The following is a 15678-nucleotide window of genomic DNA, read 5'->3' as shown; positions in this document are numbered from 1 at the left end:
TAGGCGACGAAGGAGCAAGCCACGGTGCCTGATCGTCGGGACATGGGGGGCCGCGAACTCGAGCGCGCCAGCGCTCCAATAATTCAGCCGAACGGGGGCGGCGCGGCGGGTTCGTAGCGCAGAACCCGGTTGCCGATCATGATCTCGGTGCCGGGGACGAGCACCAGCGGCTGGTTCGGGGTGAGCCGGATCCAGTCGCGGTAGCCGGGTAGGCGGCTGCGGGTGCCGTTGGTGGAACCGCGATCCAGTAGTTGCACGTCCCAATTCACCAGGTGCACTTCGGCATGTGCGCGGGACATGCCGCCGGAGGTGTCGTCGATGCGCAACGGGATCAGGCCGCGCTGTGCCGCTTCGGAATTCTCCGGGTCGCGCCCGATCACCGCGTCGGCCGCGAGCAGGTAGGTCATGCCGTCGTCGAGGACGAGCATGCCGAGCGGCGGGCGGACCACCTCGGCCAGTGCCTGGGTCTGGTCGACCGGCATGCCGCACACCGTGCAGAACGCCGAGCGCGGGTCGCTGGGATGCGCACGCGCGCATTTGAATCCCATCACCTTCACCGTCAGCACCGTCGAACGGGCCGTGGCCTCGAGCCTGCGTTGCAGGTCGGGGTCGGGTTCGGGGGCGGGATTGGTTCCGGCGGTGCGGGTTTCGGCGTTGTGCGGGTCGACGAGGTCGTGGTTGGTTCCGGTCACCGCATCCAGCATCGAGGTCGCGGGCTGCATCCCAGTGGCAGCCGCCTCGGCCGGACGCGAATCCTGTTGCGGTTGGCGTGGTTCCCGGTCGATGCGGGCAGTGGGCGGCGGCAGGCGGCGGGCGTCCGGGTCGGCGGTGCGCACCCGGCTTCGCACATCGTTGGCCCACACCACGGCCCCGGCCGCCTGCGCGATGCCTTCGACCAGCCAGCCGATGCCGCGCTCGGCGGGCAGGTCGGGGATGCGGCCCTTGGCATCGTCGACGAACAGCGCCACGCCCTTGGCGGGTTCGGAGGCCACCCGGTCGACGGTGAACGCCGCGTCACTACCCCGGTAGTACTCGGGCCCCCGATCGCCGGCGAGCACGGCGGTCACCGCGCCGTGCAGGAAGATCGCGACGCCACCGTTGTCGGCGGCCGAGAGCACCCCGAAGTCGATCGGCACACCCGGCGAGATCTGCTCGGCGTGTTTCATCAGCCACCGGGTGGCCTCCCGCGCGACCGAGGCGCCCGGCCCGCCCGGTTCCGCCTCCACCGCGGTGCGAACGAGCTCGGCCAGCGATTCCAGGGCGACAGCGGCGGTGGATTCCGGGGTGAGGCGTCCGGGCTGCCGGTGCGCCACCGCGATCACCGCTCCCGCCACGTGCGCCACGGCATGCGCGCCCGGCACGATTTCGACCTGCCGATCCCTCACAGGTATCGGCCTCCACCGGAACCGCGCAGCAGGGTCGTCGACATGACATCCAGACTATGGCAAAGCACCACACTTAGGGCCCCCTGGGCGGGCTTGTTCCGGTAACTTCACACCTACAGCGGGAGGAACACCGAGGGGCAGCCATGATCAGGATCCGCGTCGCGTTCGCATTGTCGGCAGCCACGATCGCCCTCACGGGCTGCGCGGTGAGTGGCACCCCGGTCGCAGGTGAGATCGATGTGCGCAAACTCGAGGTGGGCACCTTCGCCGTCGAGAAACGCTCACACGATGAAAAGGCCGGTAGCGCAGGTCCGCTCGTGGAGGGCATGCGGATGTCGGGCGCCGTGCCGCCGACGGTCCGGATCGATCCGTCGATGTCGTACGGGCGCGGTTCGACCGTGATCCCGTCGGTGGAACGCGCACTCGATTTCATCGCCAACGTGTCGCGTCCGGTCTTGGAGAACCGCAAGTTCGTCACCGGCTATGTGACGCTCGGCGCCGACCGCGCCGATCCCGACGGCAGCAAACGCCCCGGTCCCGACGCCACTGCCATCACCACCGCGGTGCTCCGTTTTCCCGACAGCGCCTCGGCCACGCTTGCCGCCCGCGAACTCGAGGACGTCGACCTCGGTGTCTCCCCGGACAACCGCAAGCTCGCCTCGACCGAATACCCCGAGGCATATGTCCATTGGCGTCCCGGTATCCCCACCGTCGGCGCCTTCCACGCGCACAAGGAATTCGTGATCTCGCTGTTCGTGCAGCGGCCGCGCGCCGACGCCGACGACCTCGTGTCCTGGATCGATATGTCGCTGGAGGCCAGTCTGGCCCAGCTCGCGAAGTTCACCCCGACTCCCTACGACAAGCTCGCCGACCTGCCCGTCGACCCCGACGGCCTGCTGGCCCGTGCCGTCGTCGAGGACACCACCGAGACCGAGCCCGACCAGAGCACTTTCGCCGTGTACAGCCCCGAGCACATCGTGAGCCGTGTCGAGGACGAGGCCGCCCGCGAACGTCTCCTCGAAGCCGCGGGCGCCGACCGGTACGCCCTGGTCGAAGGCGGTGCCATCGCCCGCGTCCGCGATCAGGCGGGAGCCGAAGCGCTGATGCAGGGCTTCATCGACTCGGCGGAGCACTACGATTCCGTGCCCGCGCCCACCGATGTGCCCGGCGCCAAATGCTTCGAACTCAATGCGAAGGGCAACTCCGAGGTCGATTCCGAATACCGCTGCTACGTCCCGTACAAGCGTTACCTGGCCATTGTCGGCGCCGAGCAGGAACCGGAGATCCGGCAGAAAGTCGCCGCCCAATACGCACTGTTGGCCAACAGTTTGTAGGTCGGCGGAACGGGTTACTATTCGGCCGACCATCGTTTCGGGGAGGAATGATCGCCGTGCTGTCGAGGAAACCGGCCTGCGCCGCACTGGCGACCGTCCTGCTCACCGGCCTGCTGGCGTGCGGATCCGGGGAGGAAGCGGCTGCGGCGAGTGATCCGCCGGTCGATCTGGCCACCCTCGATGTGGGCAACTACCCGACGCAGCCCCGGGTGGTCGGCACCGTCGCAAGCATGGATCAGGCCCGTTTCATCGAGGCCGAACGCCTCGGCGATCACGTCCCCGCCCCCGCCGATATCGATCCCCGGTTCATTCACACCAACCCGTCGATCGCCTCGGTGTTCATCGATCCCGAGGCCGCGCTCGGCAAGATCATGGCCGTCGACCGGTTCGCCGAGATCGCGCCCGACTTCATCGGTGGTTTCGTGAGTTCGGCCCAGACCGCGCCCGACAATCACGGCATCGACATGGTCAATGCCGTCATGGTTTTCCCCGACGCGCAGAAGGCCACCGCCGCCGCGACCGCGCTCGAGCAACTCGATTTCGGCTACGCGCCCAACAATCAGCCGATCGAGATCCCGGGTTATCCTGCGGCGAAAGCACATTGGCAGCCCGATCAGCAGTCGATCGGATCGTGGTTCGCCACCGGGCATCTCGTGATCTACACCTGGTTCTACGATTATCTGAAGATCTGGCTCGGCAAGGTCGACAAGCAAGCCCTGCTCGAGCTGACCCGCAAAAGTCTCGACACCATCGTCCCCTCGGTCGCGAACTTCACTCCCACCGCCGATCTGATGACTCTGCAGCGCGACCGCGAAGGCATGCTCGGCCGCACCGCGCCCCGCCCCCGCGAGGATTCCTGGCTCAACCCGCCCGGCGTCTACGCGGGCCGCACCGCCCGCCACTTCACCTCCGACCCGGTGAGCACGACCGCGATGATCACCGACAACGGCGTCGACCTGTACGCCAGCGACGGCGCCGATGTCTACCGGGCGCGCGATATCGCGGGCGCGCAGGCCGTGCGCGACGAATTGGGCGGTCTCACCCGCAAATTCACCGCTGCCGACCCACCGAAGAATCTGCCGAGCGCCAAATGCAAGGAATACATCGGGCGCAATCAGCGCTTCGCGATCCGCTTCTATTGCGCGGTCTCCTACGACCGCTACGCCGCGTACGTGTGGTCCAACCAGCTCCTCGACGTGCAGCAACGCGCCGCCGCCCAGTACGCCCTGCTGGTGAACGCGTCATGAGAATCCGCCGATTCGCGATCGCCGTGTTCGCCGTCGTCCTCGCGGGCTGTGGTTCCGAGGTCACCGGTACCGCACTGCCCGGCGAAATCGATATCCGCACCCTGGATGTCGGCAGCTTCCCCACCGAACCGGTGAACGCCCACGACGACGATCCGGCCCCCGACTTCTACGAGATGTACAACGTGGCCGGTATGCGTATCGCGAGTCACGTCATCGACGCCGCGGTCATCGACCCGCGAATGAAGTACGGCACCGGTGCTCGCGCCTTCTCCGACGGCACCACTCCCTGGGAGTTCGGCGACTACGATGTCATCGAGCCGATCGCCGAGAAGCACAAGATGCTCTACGGATTCCTGTCCGCCGGCGCTTCGAGCGACTCCACCGTGAGCGCGATGAGCGGCTGGCCGATGAACGAACCGACGAACGAATTCACAGCCGCCACCATGGTGCTGCAATTCCCCGATGCCGACCGCGCCACCGCGGCCGCCCAGGAATTCCACGATGCCGACCTCGCCGCCCTCGAGGGCCGCAACCAGCCCGTGAGCATTCCCGGCTATCCCGCCGCCCGTTCCCATTGGCGCCCCGATTCCCCCTTCCTGCGCACCCTGCTGCCGCACGGCCCCTACGTGCTCGCGTTCCTGCTCTCGGTCGACAAACCCGACCAGAACGCGCTGACCGCCCTAGCGGCAACCGCCTACGACAAGCAGATCAAGGCGCTGGCCGACGTACCGATCCTGACCGACGAAGAGGTGTACACCCTCCCCTTCGACCCCGACCACCTGCTGGTCCGCACCCTCAACCCCGACCAGTTCACCTTCCCCGGCGGCGACGGCTCCCATACGGTCACCACCAGGGCGGGCGCCCTCCACTTCGCAGGCACCTCCGGCGTCCCCCTCTCCCCCGAACGCGACCGCATCGCCGAGCAGTTCGCCGCGATGAACGCCGAACAGGTCGCCTTCTCCCACGGCACGATGACCATCCGCACCACCGATCCTGCCTCGGCCCAGCGCGCCGTCACCGACAAACTCTTCCCCCACCACCCCAAAGCCGACGCCGCCGCGCCACCCAACCTGCCCCAGTCGGCCTGCGTCGAAAACCGCACCCTCGACGGCGCCAAGCGCTTCAGCTGCCTGGTGGCGTACAAGCAATACGTCGGCGTGGTCGGTGGCAGCCAATTGCTCGACGCACATCAACGTGCCGCGGCCCAGTACGCACTGTTCGCCAATACCCGATGACTGCCCCGTACGCGCCGGTTTCGCTATGCTCCGGCCCGAGCGGGACAGGATGCACCGAGTCAGGAGATCGTGAGATATGGCGATGAGCCCCGGCACCATCGTCGGCGGGTACCGGATCATCCGGAAGCTCGGCGCGGGCGGGATGGGCTCGGTCTATCTCGCGGCCCACCCCAGCCTGCCCCGCACCGACGCGCTGAAGATTCTCAGCGCCGAACTCAGCAACGATCCCGAGTTCCGTGCCCGCTTCGAGCGGGAGGCGAATCTGGCTGCCGGACTGGATCATCCGAATATCGTCTCGGTCTTCAATCGCGGCGAGGAGCACGGCCAGCTGTGGATCGCCATGCAGTTCGTCGAGGGCACCGACGCCGCCGCCGAACTCGCCCGCGACCCGCAGGCCATGACTCCGCTGCGCGCCCTGCGCATCACCACCGAGGTCGGCAAGGGCCTCGATTTCGCGCACCGGCGCGGCCTGCTGCACCGCGACGTCAAACCGGCGAACTTCCTGCTGTCGAGCAGTTACGGCGACGAAGAGCGAGTCCTGCTCACCGATTTCGGCGTCGCGAAGTCGACCGACGACGCCTCCGAACTCACCCAGACCGGCAACTTCCTCGCCACCATCGCCTACGCGCCGCCGGAGCAGCTGTCGGGTACACACCTCGATCACCGCGCCGACATCTACAGCCTCGCCTGCTCGTTCTACAAGCTCCTCACCGGCCAAAACCCTTTCCCCGCAACGCAACCGGCCATGGTGATGATGGGTCACCTGCACGAACCGCCACCGCGACCGACCGCGGTGCGCCCCGGCCTGCCGCCCGCGATCGACCACGTCATCGCCCGCGCCATGGCCAAGAACCCGAACGAGCGGTTCGGCACCTGCCGCGAATTCACCGACGCCGCGACCGCCGCCCTTGTGCCTGGTTCGCACCCCACCGGCCACCACACCGCCCCCACCTACCCCGTCCAGGTGCCGCAGCAGTGGTCACCACCCGCTCCCCCCGCAGCCGCCGCCCCGGCACCCGAGAAGTCGAGGAACAAACTGCTCCTCGCGGGTGCGGCCGTAGTGGCTGTGGTCGCGGTCGCCGCGGGCATCGGCATCTGGGCCTCGAGCGGCGATTCCACCCCGCCCGGCCCCTCGACCAGCACCACCGCCGCCCTGACCCCACTCGAGCAGGCCCGCAAGGACAACCCCGCCTTCGCAGGCAAAACCGTCCTCATGGTCGACGTGGCCGCCGACGGCAAACTCGCCACCTACCTCGGCGGCACCCTCCCCACGAAATTCTTCGAAGACCTCGGCTTCGTCTACAACTTCAACTACACCAAAACCGGCGAAGAACCCTCCCCCCGCCCAGTCACCAGCACCACCGCCCGCTTCGACACCCCCGACGACAGCTACATCCTCGCGGTCCGCAGCGACGAAAAAGCAGGCGGCGGCGGCCTCCTCGGCCTCCCCTACCAACTCACCGGCTCCCGAGCCACCGTCATCCCCATCGACGACCCCCTCACCGTCACCGCCATCCGCACCTGGACCACCACCTCCGAACAAACCCTCCTCTCCCGCCTCGTCCCCATCCTGAAGAACCGGGTGAAGTAGCCGTGTACCGCTGAACCGGTGGCTGCGATGCGTCGGACCGCTGGTCGGCCTTGACACAGGTAGTCGACTTCAGCCCCATGAACTCGACCCAGGTGCCCACGCAAGGTCAGCGATTGACAAGGAACTCGTAACCGCGGGTGCGCTACTATGCCCGCGAAACAGATCACCGGGGACGAGGTGGGCCGACGAGCTCACGATCGGATCGAAGAGTTAGTTGGAGGGGGCGGCGTGAGGCTTTGCCGTGGCGCATCGATAACCCGTTTCGCACTTCAGGCGGCAGTCGCCAGCGTCATCACCGCCACCGTCGCCGGTTGCGGCGGGCAGGTGTCGGGCTCCGCCACGCGCGAGGCGCCTGATACCTCGGGTCTCGACTACGGCAACTATCAGACCGAACCTCGGGTGGTCGGCAATGCCAAGAGCATGACCCAGGCGCGTGCGTGGGAGGCTCAGCGCCTCGCGGACCATGTGGCTGTTCCGTTCGAGATCGATCCCGCGTATGTCCGTGACGCACGGTTCGATTCGTTCGTTCCGAGCACTCAGATCGTGCTGAACCGCAAGGGTCTCGGCGGACTCATCGTCAACGACACCTTCGACGAGGTCGCCGAAGACCTCGTGGCCGGTTGGCTCAACTCGTGGGCCACCGAACCCAACGCCGAGAACAAATCGCGCAAGCTCCATCTCTCGGTACTGATGTTCCCCGACGCGAAGACCGCCGAATCGGTGGGACCGACGCTCGAGCACGATGACTTCACGTTCAACACCGAGAACGTGAAGGTGCCGATCACCAAGTACCCCAAGACTTTCGCGCACTGGCGTCCGTCGGTGTCCTCGATCGGTTCCTGGACCGTGCACGATCGCTACGTCATCTTCATGAAGATCGACGACGAGATGCGGGCTCCCGACCTGGGCTCGCTGACCGCCCAGGTGGAACGGGCGCTCGAGGTTCAGATCCCGCTGCTCGGCAAGTTCCAGCCGACACCCTCGGACAAACTCGAACATGTACCGCTCGATCCGACAGGACTGATGGGCAGGACGTTGCCCTCCGATCCGGGGGCACCGGCTCGCGCACAGCCCGACGGCTTCGCGACGGGGCGAGGCGCGCTCAGCCTTTTCGAGAGTCCGTCGCCGAAGGTGCTCGAGGACTTCTCGAAGCACGGCGTCGACCTCATCACCTTCGGTGATTCCGTCGTGTTCCGCTCGACCTCCGCGGCAGGTGCCAACGGCATGTACCAACAGGGAATCACCCCGGACGATCCGAGCGTCAAGGAAGCGCGAGCTCCTGAAAAGCTGCCGGTTCCGGTCAAGTGTTTCGCCGATACCTACACCGACAGCGAGGGCCAGGAAAAGGTCGTCGACCACCTCTGCTACATGCAGGTGGACAGGTATTCGGTGCAGGTGCGCAACAAGAACCTGCAGGACCTGCATCAGAAGGTCACCGCCCAGTACATTCTGCTGGCCGCACGATGAGGACTTCCGCGATGAAGAGCACGCTACGAGTGGCTGGGCTACTCGCGGTACTGGCTGTTGGACCAGGTTGCGCCGCGCCTATTTCCGGCACCGCGAAGCCCGGTCTGACCCCGGTCGACTTGGCCTCTCTGAAGACCGGCGCGCAGATCACCGAGCCCACCGAATTCAAGGAAAGGTTCCCGTCCAGCACGTCGGAGCGGATCAGATTGATCGAGGGACGTCGGCTCCTCAATGTGCTCGTGCCTCCGATGGACTTCCAGCCGTCAGCGACCGAGCTGGGTTACACGAGGATCTTCGCGAACCCAGAGGCGATGTCCAAGACCGGTGGTATTCCCGCGCAGTACAACCAGGCGATAGCCACCAACAACCTGGTAGTCGGCGTCAGCGCGTCACGCACGAACGGCAGTGTCCGCACTCCGGAGTCCGCGCTCATCGGCATCCTGCAGTTCGCCACCGAACAGGACGCGAAAAACGCCGCAGCGGCGATGTTTCAGGTCACCATGTCCGGTGCGACGCCGCGCCACCCGGCATCGATCCCCGACTACCCGAACGCGAACGCCTCGAGCGCCGACGACGCCAGCGTCAACGCGTTTCAACAGCACGGTCCGTTTGTCGTCACCACCGCAGTACTCCAGTCGACCCCGGACCTGACAGGACTGGCCGGAAAGATCAAGCAGGCGCTGGACAAGCAGCTCCCGGCGCTCGACCAATTCAAGATCGTAGCGCCGGATGATCTGATGGACTTGCCGCGTGACCAGGACGGGATCGTGCGGCGAACAATGGGCAAGTCACCCGCGGGTGACCCGTACGGCATGAGTTTCTACGACGAGGATTCCGGTACCTTCCTGCCGTCGGGGATCCTTCACTATGAGCGTGACCCGGCAACGGCTCGAAAAGCCTTCGAAGAAGCAGGGGTCGACCTGATCGGTCGTCGCTACAGCACCGTGTATCGCGCCCGCGACGTGGAAGCGGCGTTCAAGCTTCAGACGGCATTGGCCAAGCCAGGCAAGGACGACGCCGAGCTCGATTCACCCCCAGGCATCGCCGATGCCCGCTGCCTCCGTCTCGGCGAAGCCGACAAGAACCGCAACTACAACGGCATCTGCGTCTTGGTCTACGACCGGTATGTGGCCGTGGTGATGTCGTTGACTTCGGTGTCCAAATCCTCGCTGCAATCCGACCCAGTGCTGCACGAACGGACCGCCGCGCAATACGTGATCTTGAAGAAGAGCGAGTGACGAAAAATGCGAAAACTACGTCTGAGCAGCACGCTCGTCGCCTTCGGATTTCTGTTGAGTGCATGTGGCGGGTCCGAAGCGACAGCGCCGCCCGCGCCGGAAATCGATGTCGCCAAGCTGGATTCGGGCAACTACCCGACCACGCCGGTCGATCTGGGACCCACTCGTGTCCCGACCTCCGGTGCATTGCGTGAAGCTATTCGCATCGGTGCGGCGACACCACTTCCGGTCCAATATGATCCGCGATTCGTCTTCGCCACGGGCAATTCCGGCGGTCGGCACCTCACGTCGATTGATTACCCGTACTTCCCTGGCACCGGTCTCGACGGCGACGCTGTCATTCCGGTGATTCCGGGGGTCGTCGCTGGATGGGAATCGTCAGGTAACCGTCGCGACGAGATGAACGCGGGCCGAACCGTTTCAACGATTACCCTTCGGTTCGAGACTGCTGATCAGGCCAAACACGCGGCAACCGAGTTGTCGAACCGTGCGGCAGGTTCGGTGTATCCGATCCCGAACTATTCGGACGCATTGGCAAAGCTGGAACTGGACAAAGAGTTCCTGCCAGTTCAGGATCTCCGAGCATGGCTCCAGCGCGGCGACCTGTTGCTTTTCGTCGGAGTAACAGACTGGTTGGGCCTGCCCTACGACCCTGTCGCCGATGCGGCTGTCGTGCAGAAGTACTTCGACAAACAGATCGAGATGCTTCGATCGTATTCGCCTACCCCGATAAGCGACATCGCGAATCTTCCCCTCGACACCGAAGCGCTGCTGAGCCGCACTTTGCCGCTCGAAACCGCGAAGCGTCCCGAACGTGCGACCAGCAGTTCCGCCGTCTACCCCGCGCAGGCCGCACTGCACCTGGAGTCGCACCCCTCAGCCGCGATCGCCGCCTATGCGGATGCGGGCATCGACTACGTCGCTTTCGACGCCGGGACGGTCTACCGCACACGCGATAAAGACGCGGCTGCCCGCTTCCACGCCTGGCTCGACAGCGACACCGGTGACGACGAAGCATTCGTAAAGGCCGAAGCGCCACCGAACATGCCGACTTTCACCTGCTTCTCGGTCGACCCGAAGGCCACAAGTTCCTTCATGTCGAAGCCGACGTGCCGGGGCACCGTCGGCCGCTACACCATCGCTGTATCGGCAAGCAGCATGCAGGACGCACATCAGCGAATCGCCGCCCAGTACAAGCTTCTGCACGGTTTCAGCTGATGAATGCGTGGGAGGTGCGGTAACGCCGCACCTGTTAGATTGCCCTGGTTGGCACGTGCACTGCGGGGCGCGAAGGATGAGGAGATGCGAATGGCCTTGCGGCCCGGCGCAATTGTAGGTGGCTACCGAGTGATCAAGGTCCTCGGTGCCGGTGGCATGGGCACCGTCTACCTCGCCCAGAACCCCAGCCTGCCACGCCGCGACGCCCTCAAGGTGCTCAGCGGCGACTTGTCGACCGACTCCGAGTTCCGCGCCCGCTTCGAACGTGAGGCGAACCTGGCGGCCGGCCTGGACCATCCCAATATCGTCGCGGTGTACAACCGTGGTGATGAGGACGGTCAACTCTGGATCGCCATGCAGTACATCGACGGAACCGACGCCTCGGCCGAGGTCGCGAAGGGCCCGGCGCGCATGCCCGCGCACCGCGCGCTGCGCATCATCGGCGAGGTCGGCAAGGGCCTGGACTACGCCCACCGCCGCGGGCTGCTGCACCGCGACATCAAGCCGGCCAACTTCCTCATCGCCGCCGCCGAGGACGGTGACGAGGAGCGCGTGCTACTCACCGATTTCGGCGTCGCGAAGTCGTCGGACGACGGCCAGGAACTCACGTCCACCGGCAATATCATGGCCACCATCGCCTACGCTCCCCCCGAACAGCTGATGGGTTCCAAACTCGACCATCGCGCCGACATCTACAGCCTCGGCTGCTCCCTCTACAAACTCCTCACCGGCCAAAACCCTTACCCGGCAACAGTGTCGGCCATGGTGATGATGGGCCACCTGCACGAGCCCCCACCCCGGCCCACCGCGGTCCGCCCCGACCTCCCACCCGCGATCGACCATGTCATCGCCAAGGTCATGGCCAAGGACCCCGCCCAGCGGTACAACACCTGCCGCGAATTCGTCCAAGACGCCCACACCGCCCTCTTCGGCAGCCCCATGCAGGCCCCGGCGTCCCAAGGTTTCCTCAGCACACCGAGCATGCCTACCCCCTTCAACGGCGGCCCCATGACCGCCGCTACTGAGGCAGTCGCTCAGCCGCGCTGGACCCCCGACCCCAGCCGCCCGACGGTCACCAACACAGGACCGACCGTAGCCAACGCCGGGCACCACGGCGGCGTCCCAGAAAGTGACATCCTCACCGCCCGCAACCCTCAACCCCTTCGCACCCCGAATCACACACGAAAACTATTGCTACCCGGATTGATCGCTCTCCTCGTCGCAGCATTGGTCGGCACGGGGGTGTACGTACTCACCCGGCCGGACGGTGCAGCTGCCGCTGACGATCCTATGAGCGAAGCAAGGTCCCAGCACCCCGAATTCAGCGGTAAGACCATCACCGCCTACAACTTCGGAAACTCCAGCCTCTCAGTTGTCCTCAACCCTAGCGACCAATGGAAGTTTCTGCGGGATCTCGATTTCGACTACAACCCGGAGTTCAAGGCAGTCGGTAACGAGAAGTCGCCTCGACAATTGTCGGTTGGCGACTACAACCTGAAGAACGACACTGATGTAGTTCTCGTCGTACGCACCGACTCTCTCGCTGGAAACGGAGGCTTCCGTGGCCTGCCGCATGCACTCACAAGCGGTCGCGGCAAGATGGTCGTTATCGACGATCCAGCTACTGTCCAGGCCTTCCAAGTATGGAGCCCGCAGTCGCAGCAGATACTCATCGACAAAGTTGTGCCCGCGATTGCAAGAGAGATCAGCTGAGAGATAGCAAGCCGCAGGCAAGCAACGCGGCACTCGACGGAGCTCCTATACCTATTTCATAAAGAAGGGGGAACTAATGCCGAAAAGAATTGCGAGCTTATTTACAATTGCGGGCTTATTTGCAGTCGGCTCGCTTGCTATCTCAGGGTGCGGGTCGGCGATAAGTGGCGCCCCGAGCCCCACCGAGATGCCTGCCGATCTGTCGAAATTGAATATGGGCAGCTACACTGCCGAGCCGTACCGTTACGAGTTCAGCAGCACCGCAAAGGCTGCCGAGCTTCGCAGAATCGAATCCAAGCGGATGCTGAACTATGTCATCTCCGCAGCAGACATTGACGCGGAAGCCGACGAACTCGCTGGGGTCGAGACCTTCAAAGAACCTAAGGATCCGTTCGAGACACCAGTGTTTCCGGACGAATTCAAGCCCGCTATAGGCGACAATACAATGGTCGCCGGCGCTTACGTCGCACGAACCGACGGCAACTCCCGAAGCCCTCGTCGCTTAATCGTCTCGTTACTCCGATTTCCAACAGAATCTGCAGCCTCCAAGGCGACCACCGATCTCGGAAGGGCAATCCAGGAGAAGAGCCCGCAGCAGATCAAGATCAATGACATGCCCGATGTCACGGCGTACTCATCCAGTTGGTCCGCCGGTACTGCGGTCGCTGCTCGCGGCGTATATCTGGTAATGATCAACTACGGGCGAGCTGCACCAGACGAGACGGCCGTGACTACAAACCTGAGCAAAGCGATGAACCTTCAGCTTACCAAGATCGAAGGTTTGGTCCCGATGGCCTGGGAAGACGTCCTGGACAGTCCAGTGGATCCAGACGGGATCATGAAGAAGGCGTTGGCGTCAGAATCCCCGAAGTATCCATTCGACGATCAGGGCGACTTCGGCGCGTATACCCCAACCGCCCACCTGCACTACGAAAGAAACCTCCCGCAGGTCGGGAAGGCCTATACCGCTAGCGGTGTTGATCTAGTGGGGCGTCGGGCCGGTATCGTATACCGAACACGCGATCTCGAGGGCGCCTTCCAGCTGCAAGTAGCGTTGACCAGCCTTGGAAAGCGCGATCACGAGACTCCTGCACCGTCGCTTATGGCCGATGCGAGGTGCGTACAGCTGTACGAGAAGGACCCCGTCAGGAATTACGACCTGCTATGCGCAGTCGTCAAGGGCAGGTGGGTTGGCGTCGTTACGGCTCGATCGAAGCTCTCTGGACAAGTCGATCCTGTTCTTTACGAGCGCGCGGCAGCTCAATACGCGCTCCTTGCCACGACCGAATAGGGGGATGTTCAGTGAAGGCCAGTTCACTTGCAACTGCCGCGGTGCTACTGCTCGCAACAACTGCCGGATGCAGCTCCGATTCCACAGAAAATGCGATGGCATCGATAGATCTCAAAGCACTCGAAACAGGGAACTACCAATCAGTTCCGCGTAATGCCGATGAGGCCAAAGTCGATAATACCGGTGCCGCGATCGAAGCGATACGCCTCGGAGCCCACGTTCCGATTCCCTATGACGCGGACCCGAGCTACGCGTTCTTGAGTAGTACGTCATCACCTCGGGTAACGCCCGCTATACCCGCCTCACTTAGCTCCGTCGACAAGGAACGGTTCCGCGAGCTGACACCGGGACTCATCGCAGGTTGGACCACCGACGGCCACCGACGGCAAAACTCGGCAGCTGGCTTGCAGGCATTTCTCCGCGCGTTTAGCTTCAGCACTCCCGCGGAAGCAGAGGTAGCAAAGAACAATCTGGTAGCGGAGCAGGTGCCCAAGAGCGATAGTATCAAGTCGGAAACAATGAGCATCCCTGGGCACCCAACCGCGCACACCCAATTGAGAGCAATGGACTATGACTCTTGGATGGCGCACGGATCGATGCTTTTCGGAGTGAGAGTCGTGGATCTCGTCTCCATACCACGCGATCCCACACGACCGATTGAATTCATTTCAAAGGCTTATGCGAAACTCATAGAGATGACGGCGGGCTACACCCCGACGCCGGTCGCCGATCGCCCTGGACTCGCAATTGATGTCGACGGAATGTTGAGCCGCACCCTTCCGGGTACAAAAGATAATTGGAGCGATGGCTTTCCCGACGGCGCGGTAGAGCCGTTGCAAGCCGCGCTCGCACACGAGCACCGGCCCAAGGATGCAAAACCTGCCCTCGTGAATGCAGGCGTCGATCTTGTATCCCGGGAGGCAGACACCAGGGTTTACCGCGCGAAGGATTCCAAAGCTGCTTCTGCACTAATGGATGCGCTACTTGCCCCCATTGGCCAATATCTCAGCCCCATCGAAAGCCCGGCGGGACTACCGGTCGCCAAATGCTTCAAAGAAAAGGACAAACACGTCCCCTACTACCTCCAGACCAACGTCTGCTACGTAGCATTTGATCGCTATCTTGCGGTGATCGAAGCGCCATCCGCGCCAGAGCTGCTGCAACGGACAGCGGCGCAGTACACGCTGCTAGCAGTGAACCGCTAATCCGTGCAGCTTCAGCCGTTTCAGACCACTTGTACATACCATAAGGGGCGGATTAGGAATATCCCGAATCCGCCCCTTGTAGGTAGATACTAGCCCTCGAGCATGCGAGCCAGACGCACATCGGTCGCCTGCATGTTCTCGGCACCCGAAATTGTCTTGGTACCGATGGCCTGAAGGCATGCGTTCAGTTCCATCGAATCAGCCTGCCATTTAGTCTGAATAATAGAGAACGCAGCTGCGCCTTCACCCTCCCAGTTGTCTACGATGAACCGCTCGAAAGCGTTCTCGTAGTCCTGGAGAGCGGTAGTGATCTCCCGAGCTGCGGCCTGCAGACCGGAGCCCGAATCGTTGATCGCGCCAAAGTCATACCGTACTGCACCAATGTCAGCCATTATTGCCCCTCCGATTTTGATTAACTAGTGGTTGGGTTAGGAACTCATATCCAGGGCCGGCCCCTGGGCGGCGAGAATATCTTTCGCGTTGTTGGCTTCTTCATCGGTGATGGTAGCAGCAACTGCCGCCACCCGATCCGAGGAATCATGCAACTGAGTGTTCATACGACGAGCGGCATCAAGGTACCTCGTCATCGTGTTCTGAAAGGCGGTACCAGCCTCGCCCTGAAATGCGGGGCTATTGACGTTCTGCGCGAGGGTGTCAGCCCTTGCGATCATACCGTTGATCGCCTCCCACTTCTGCTTCATTTGGTCCGAGAACGTCTTGATCTCGTGTGTTTCTGCTACGAACCCCATTTTGT

General features: G+C 63.7%; 13 protein-coding genes. 10 read left to right on the top strand and 3 right to left on the bottom strand.

Annotated features, from left to right (window positions below):
• Nucleotides 1-83: 83 nt before the first annotated feature.
• Entirely contained in the window at nt 84-1385 is a 1302-nt protein-coding gene (locus AB0I35_RS09585; RefSeq protein ID WP_357395346.1) for an FHA domain-containing protein, read from the bottom strand.
• Nucleotides 1386-1528: 143 nt separating this feature from the next.
• On the opposite strand from AB0I35_RS09585, the gene AB0I35_RS09580 reads away from it, so the two are divergent.
• The 10 genes from AB0I35_RS09580 (at nt 1529) to AB0I35_RS09535 (ending at nt 14924) form a co-directional block, all read left to right on the top strand.
• Nucleotides 1529-2719 (top strand): hypothetical protein, encoded by a 1191-nt coding sequence (locus AB0I35_RS09580; RefSeq protein WP_357395345.1) that lies wholly within the window; start codon nt 1529-1531, stop codon nt 2717-2719.
• Between the two features lie 56 nt (nt 2720-2775).
• Entirely contained in the window at nt 2776-3966 is a 1191-nt protein-coding gene (locus AB0I35_RS09575; protein WP_357395344.1) for a hypothetical protein, read from the top strand.
• Nucleotides 3963-5201 carry a hypothetical protein gene (locus AB0I35_RS09570; RefSeq protein WP_357395343.1) on the top strand — a complete coding sequence of 413 codons (1239 nt, stop codon included), beginning with the start codon at nt 3963-3965 and terminating at the stop codon, nt 5199-5201. Before AB0I35_RS09575 ends, AB0I35_RS09570 begins: the two co-directional genes overlap by 4 nt.
• Before the next feature lie 76 nt (nt 5202-5277).
• The gene (locus AB0I35_RS09565; protein ID WP_357395342.1) at nt 5278-6792 is read left to right on the top strand and encodes a serine/threonine-protein kinase; all 1515 of its coding nucleotides are present in this window, start codon (nt 5278-5280) and stop codon (nt 6790-6792) included.
• 324 nt (nt 6793-7116) lie between these two features.
• Nucleotides 7117-8259 carry a hypothetical protein gene (locus AB0I35_RS09560; RefSeq protein ID WP_357395341.1) on the top strand — a complete coding sequence of 381 codons (1143 nt, stop codon included), beginning with the start codon at nt 7117-7119 and terminating at the stop codon, nt 8257-8259.
• An 11-nt stretch (nt 8260-8270) separates the two neighbouring features.
• Nucleotides 8271-9497: a hypothetical protein gene (locus tag AB0I35_RS09555; RefSeq protein ID WP_357395340.1), complete on the top strand. Its 1227-nt coding sequence runs from the start codon at nt 8271-8273 to the stop codon at nt 9495-9497.
• A gap of 6 nt (nt 9498-9503) precedes the next feature.
• Complete coding sequence (locus AB0I35_RS09550; protein WP_357395339.1) at nt 9504-10715, top strand: hypothetical protein; 1212 nt, start codon at nt 9504-9506, stop codon at nt 10713-10715.
• 90 nt (nt 10716-10805) lie between these two features.
• Nucleotides 10806-12428, top strand: a complete 1623-nt coding sequence (locus AB0I35_RS09545) for a serine/threonine-protein kinase (protein ID WP_357395338.1) — start codon at nt 10806-10808, stop codon at nt 12426-12428.
• Between the two features lie 187 nt (nt 12429-12615).
• Nucleotides 12616-13719 carry a hypothetical protein gene (locus tag AB0I35_RS09540; RefSeq protein WP_357395337.1) on the top strand — a complete coding sequence of 368 codons (1104 nt, stop codon included), beginning with the start codon at nt 12616-12618 and terminating at the stop codon, nt 13717-13719.
• 11 nt (nt 13720-13730) lie between these two features.
• Nucleotides 13731-14924 (top strand): hypothetical protein, encoded by a 1194-nt coding sequence (locus AB0I35_RS09535; protein ID WP_357395336.1) that lies wholly within the window; start codon nt 13731-13733, stop codon nt 14922-14924.
• Between the two features lie 89 nt (nt 14925-15013).
• Here AB0I35_RS09535 and AB0I35_RS09530 read toward each other — a convergent pair whose 3' ends face one another.
• Nucleotides 15014-15316: a WXG100 family type VII secretion target gene (locus AB0I35_RS09530; protein WP_357395335.1), complete on the bottom strand. Its 303-nt coding sequence runs from the start codon at nt 15314-15316 to the stop codon at nt 15014-15016.
• Between the two features lie 36 nt (nt 15317-15352).
• Nucleotides 15353-15673 carry a WXG100 family type VII secretion target gene (locus tag AB0I35_RS09525; RefSeq protein ID WP_357395334.1) on the bottom strand — a complete coding sequence of 107 codons (321 nt, stop codon included), beginning with the start codon at nt 15671-15673 and terminating at the stop codon, nt 15353-15355.
• Between the last annotated feature and the right edge of the window lie 5 nt (nt 15674-15678).

Source organism: Nocardia sp. NPDC050378, from assembly GCF_040655675.1.
GTDB classification, from domain to species: Bacteria; Actinomycetota; Actinomycetes; order Mycobacteriales; family Mycobacteriaceae; genus Nocardia; species Nocardia coubleae.
This window is presented reverse-complemented; position numbering and strand designations above follow the sequence as displayed.

Bases quoted from the DNA above. Each gene is read 5' to 3' on its own strand.
- AB0I35_RS09580 (WP_357395345.1), top strand. From the start codon at position 1,529: ATGATCAGGATCCGCGTCGCGTTCGCATTGTCGGCAGCCACGATCGCC.
- AB0I35_RS09555 (WP_357395340.1), top strand. From the start codon at position 8,271: ATGAAGAGCACGCTACGAGTGGCTGGGCTACTCGCGGTACTGGCTGTT.
- AB0I35_RS09525 (WP_357395334.1), bottom strand. From the start codon at position 15,673: ATGGGGTTCGTAGCAGAAACACACGAGATCAAGACGTTCTCGGACCAA.
- AB0I35_RS09530 (WP_357395335.1), bottom strand. From the start codon at position 15,316: ATGGCTGACATTGGTGCAGTACGGTATGACTTTGGCGCGATCAACGAT.
- AB0I35_RS09570 (WP_357395343.1), top strand. From the start codon at position 3,963: ATGAGAATCCGCCGATTCGCGATCGCCGTGTTCGCCGTCGTCCTCGCG.
- AB0I35_RS09545 (WP_357395338.1), top strand. From the start codon at position 10,806: ATGGCCTTGCGGCCCGGCGCAATTGTAGGTGGCTACCGAGTGATCAAG.
- AB0I35_RS09540 (WP_357395337.1), top strand. From the start codon at position 12,616: ATGCCTGCCGATCTGTCGAAATTGAATATGGGCAGCTACACTGCCGAG.
- AB0I35_RS09565 (WP_357395342.1), top strand. From the start codon at position 5,278: ATGGCGATGAGCCCCGGCACCATCGTCGGCGGGTACCGGATCATCCGG.
- AB0I35_RS09550 (WP_357395339.1), top strand. From the start codon at position 9,504: ATGCGAAAACTACGTCTGAGCAGCACGCTCGTCGCCTTCGGATTTCTG.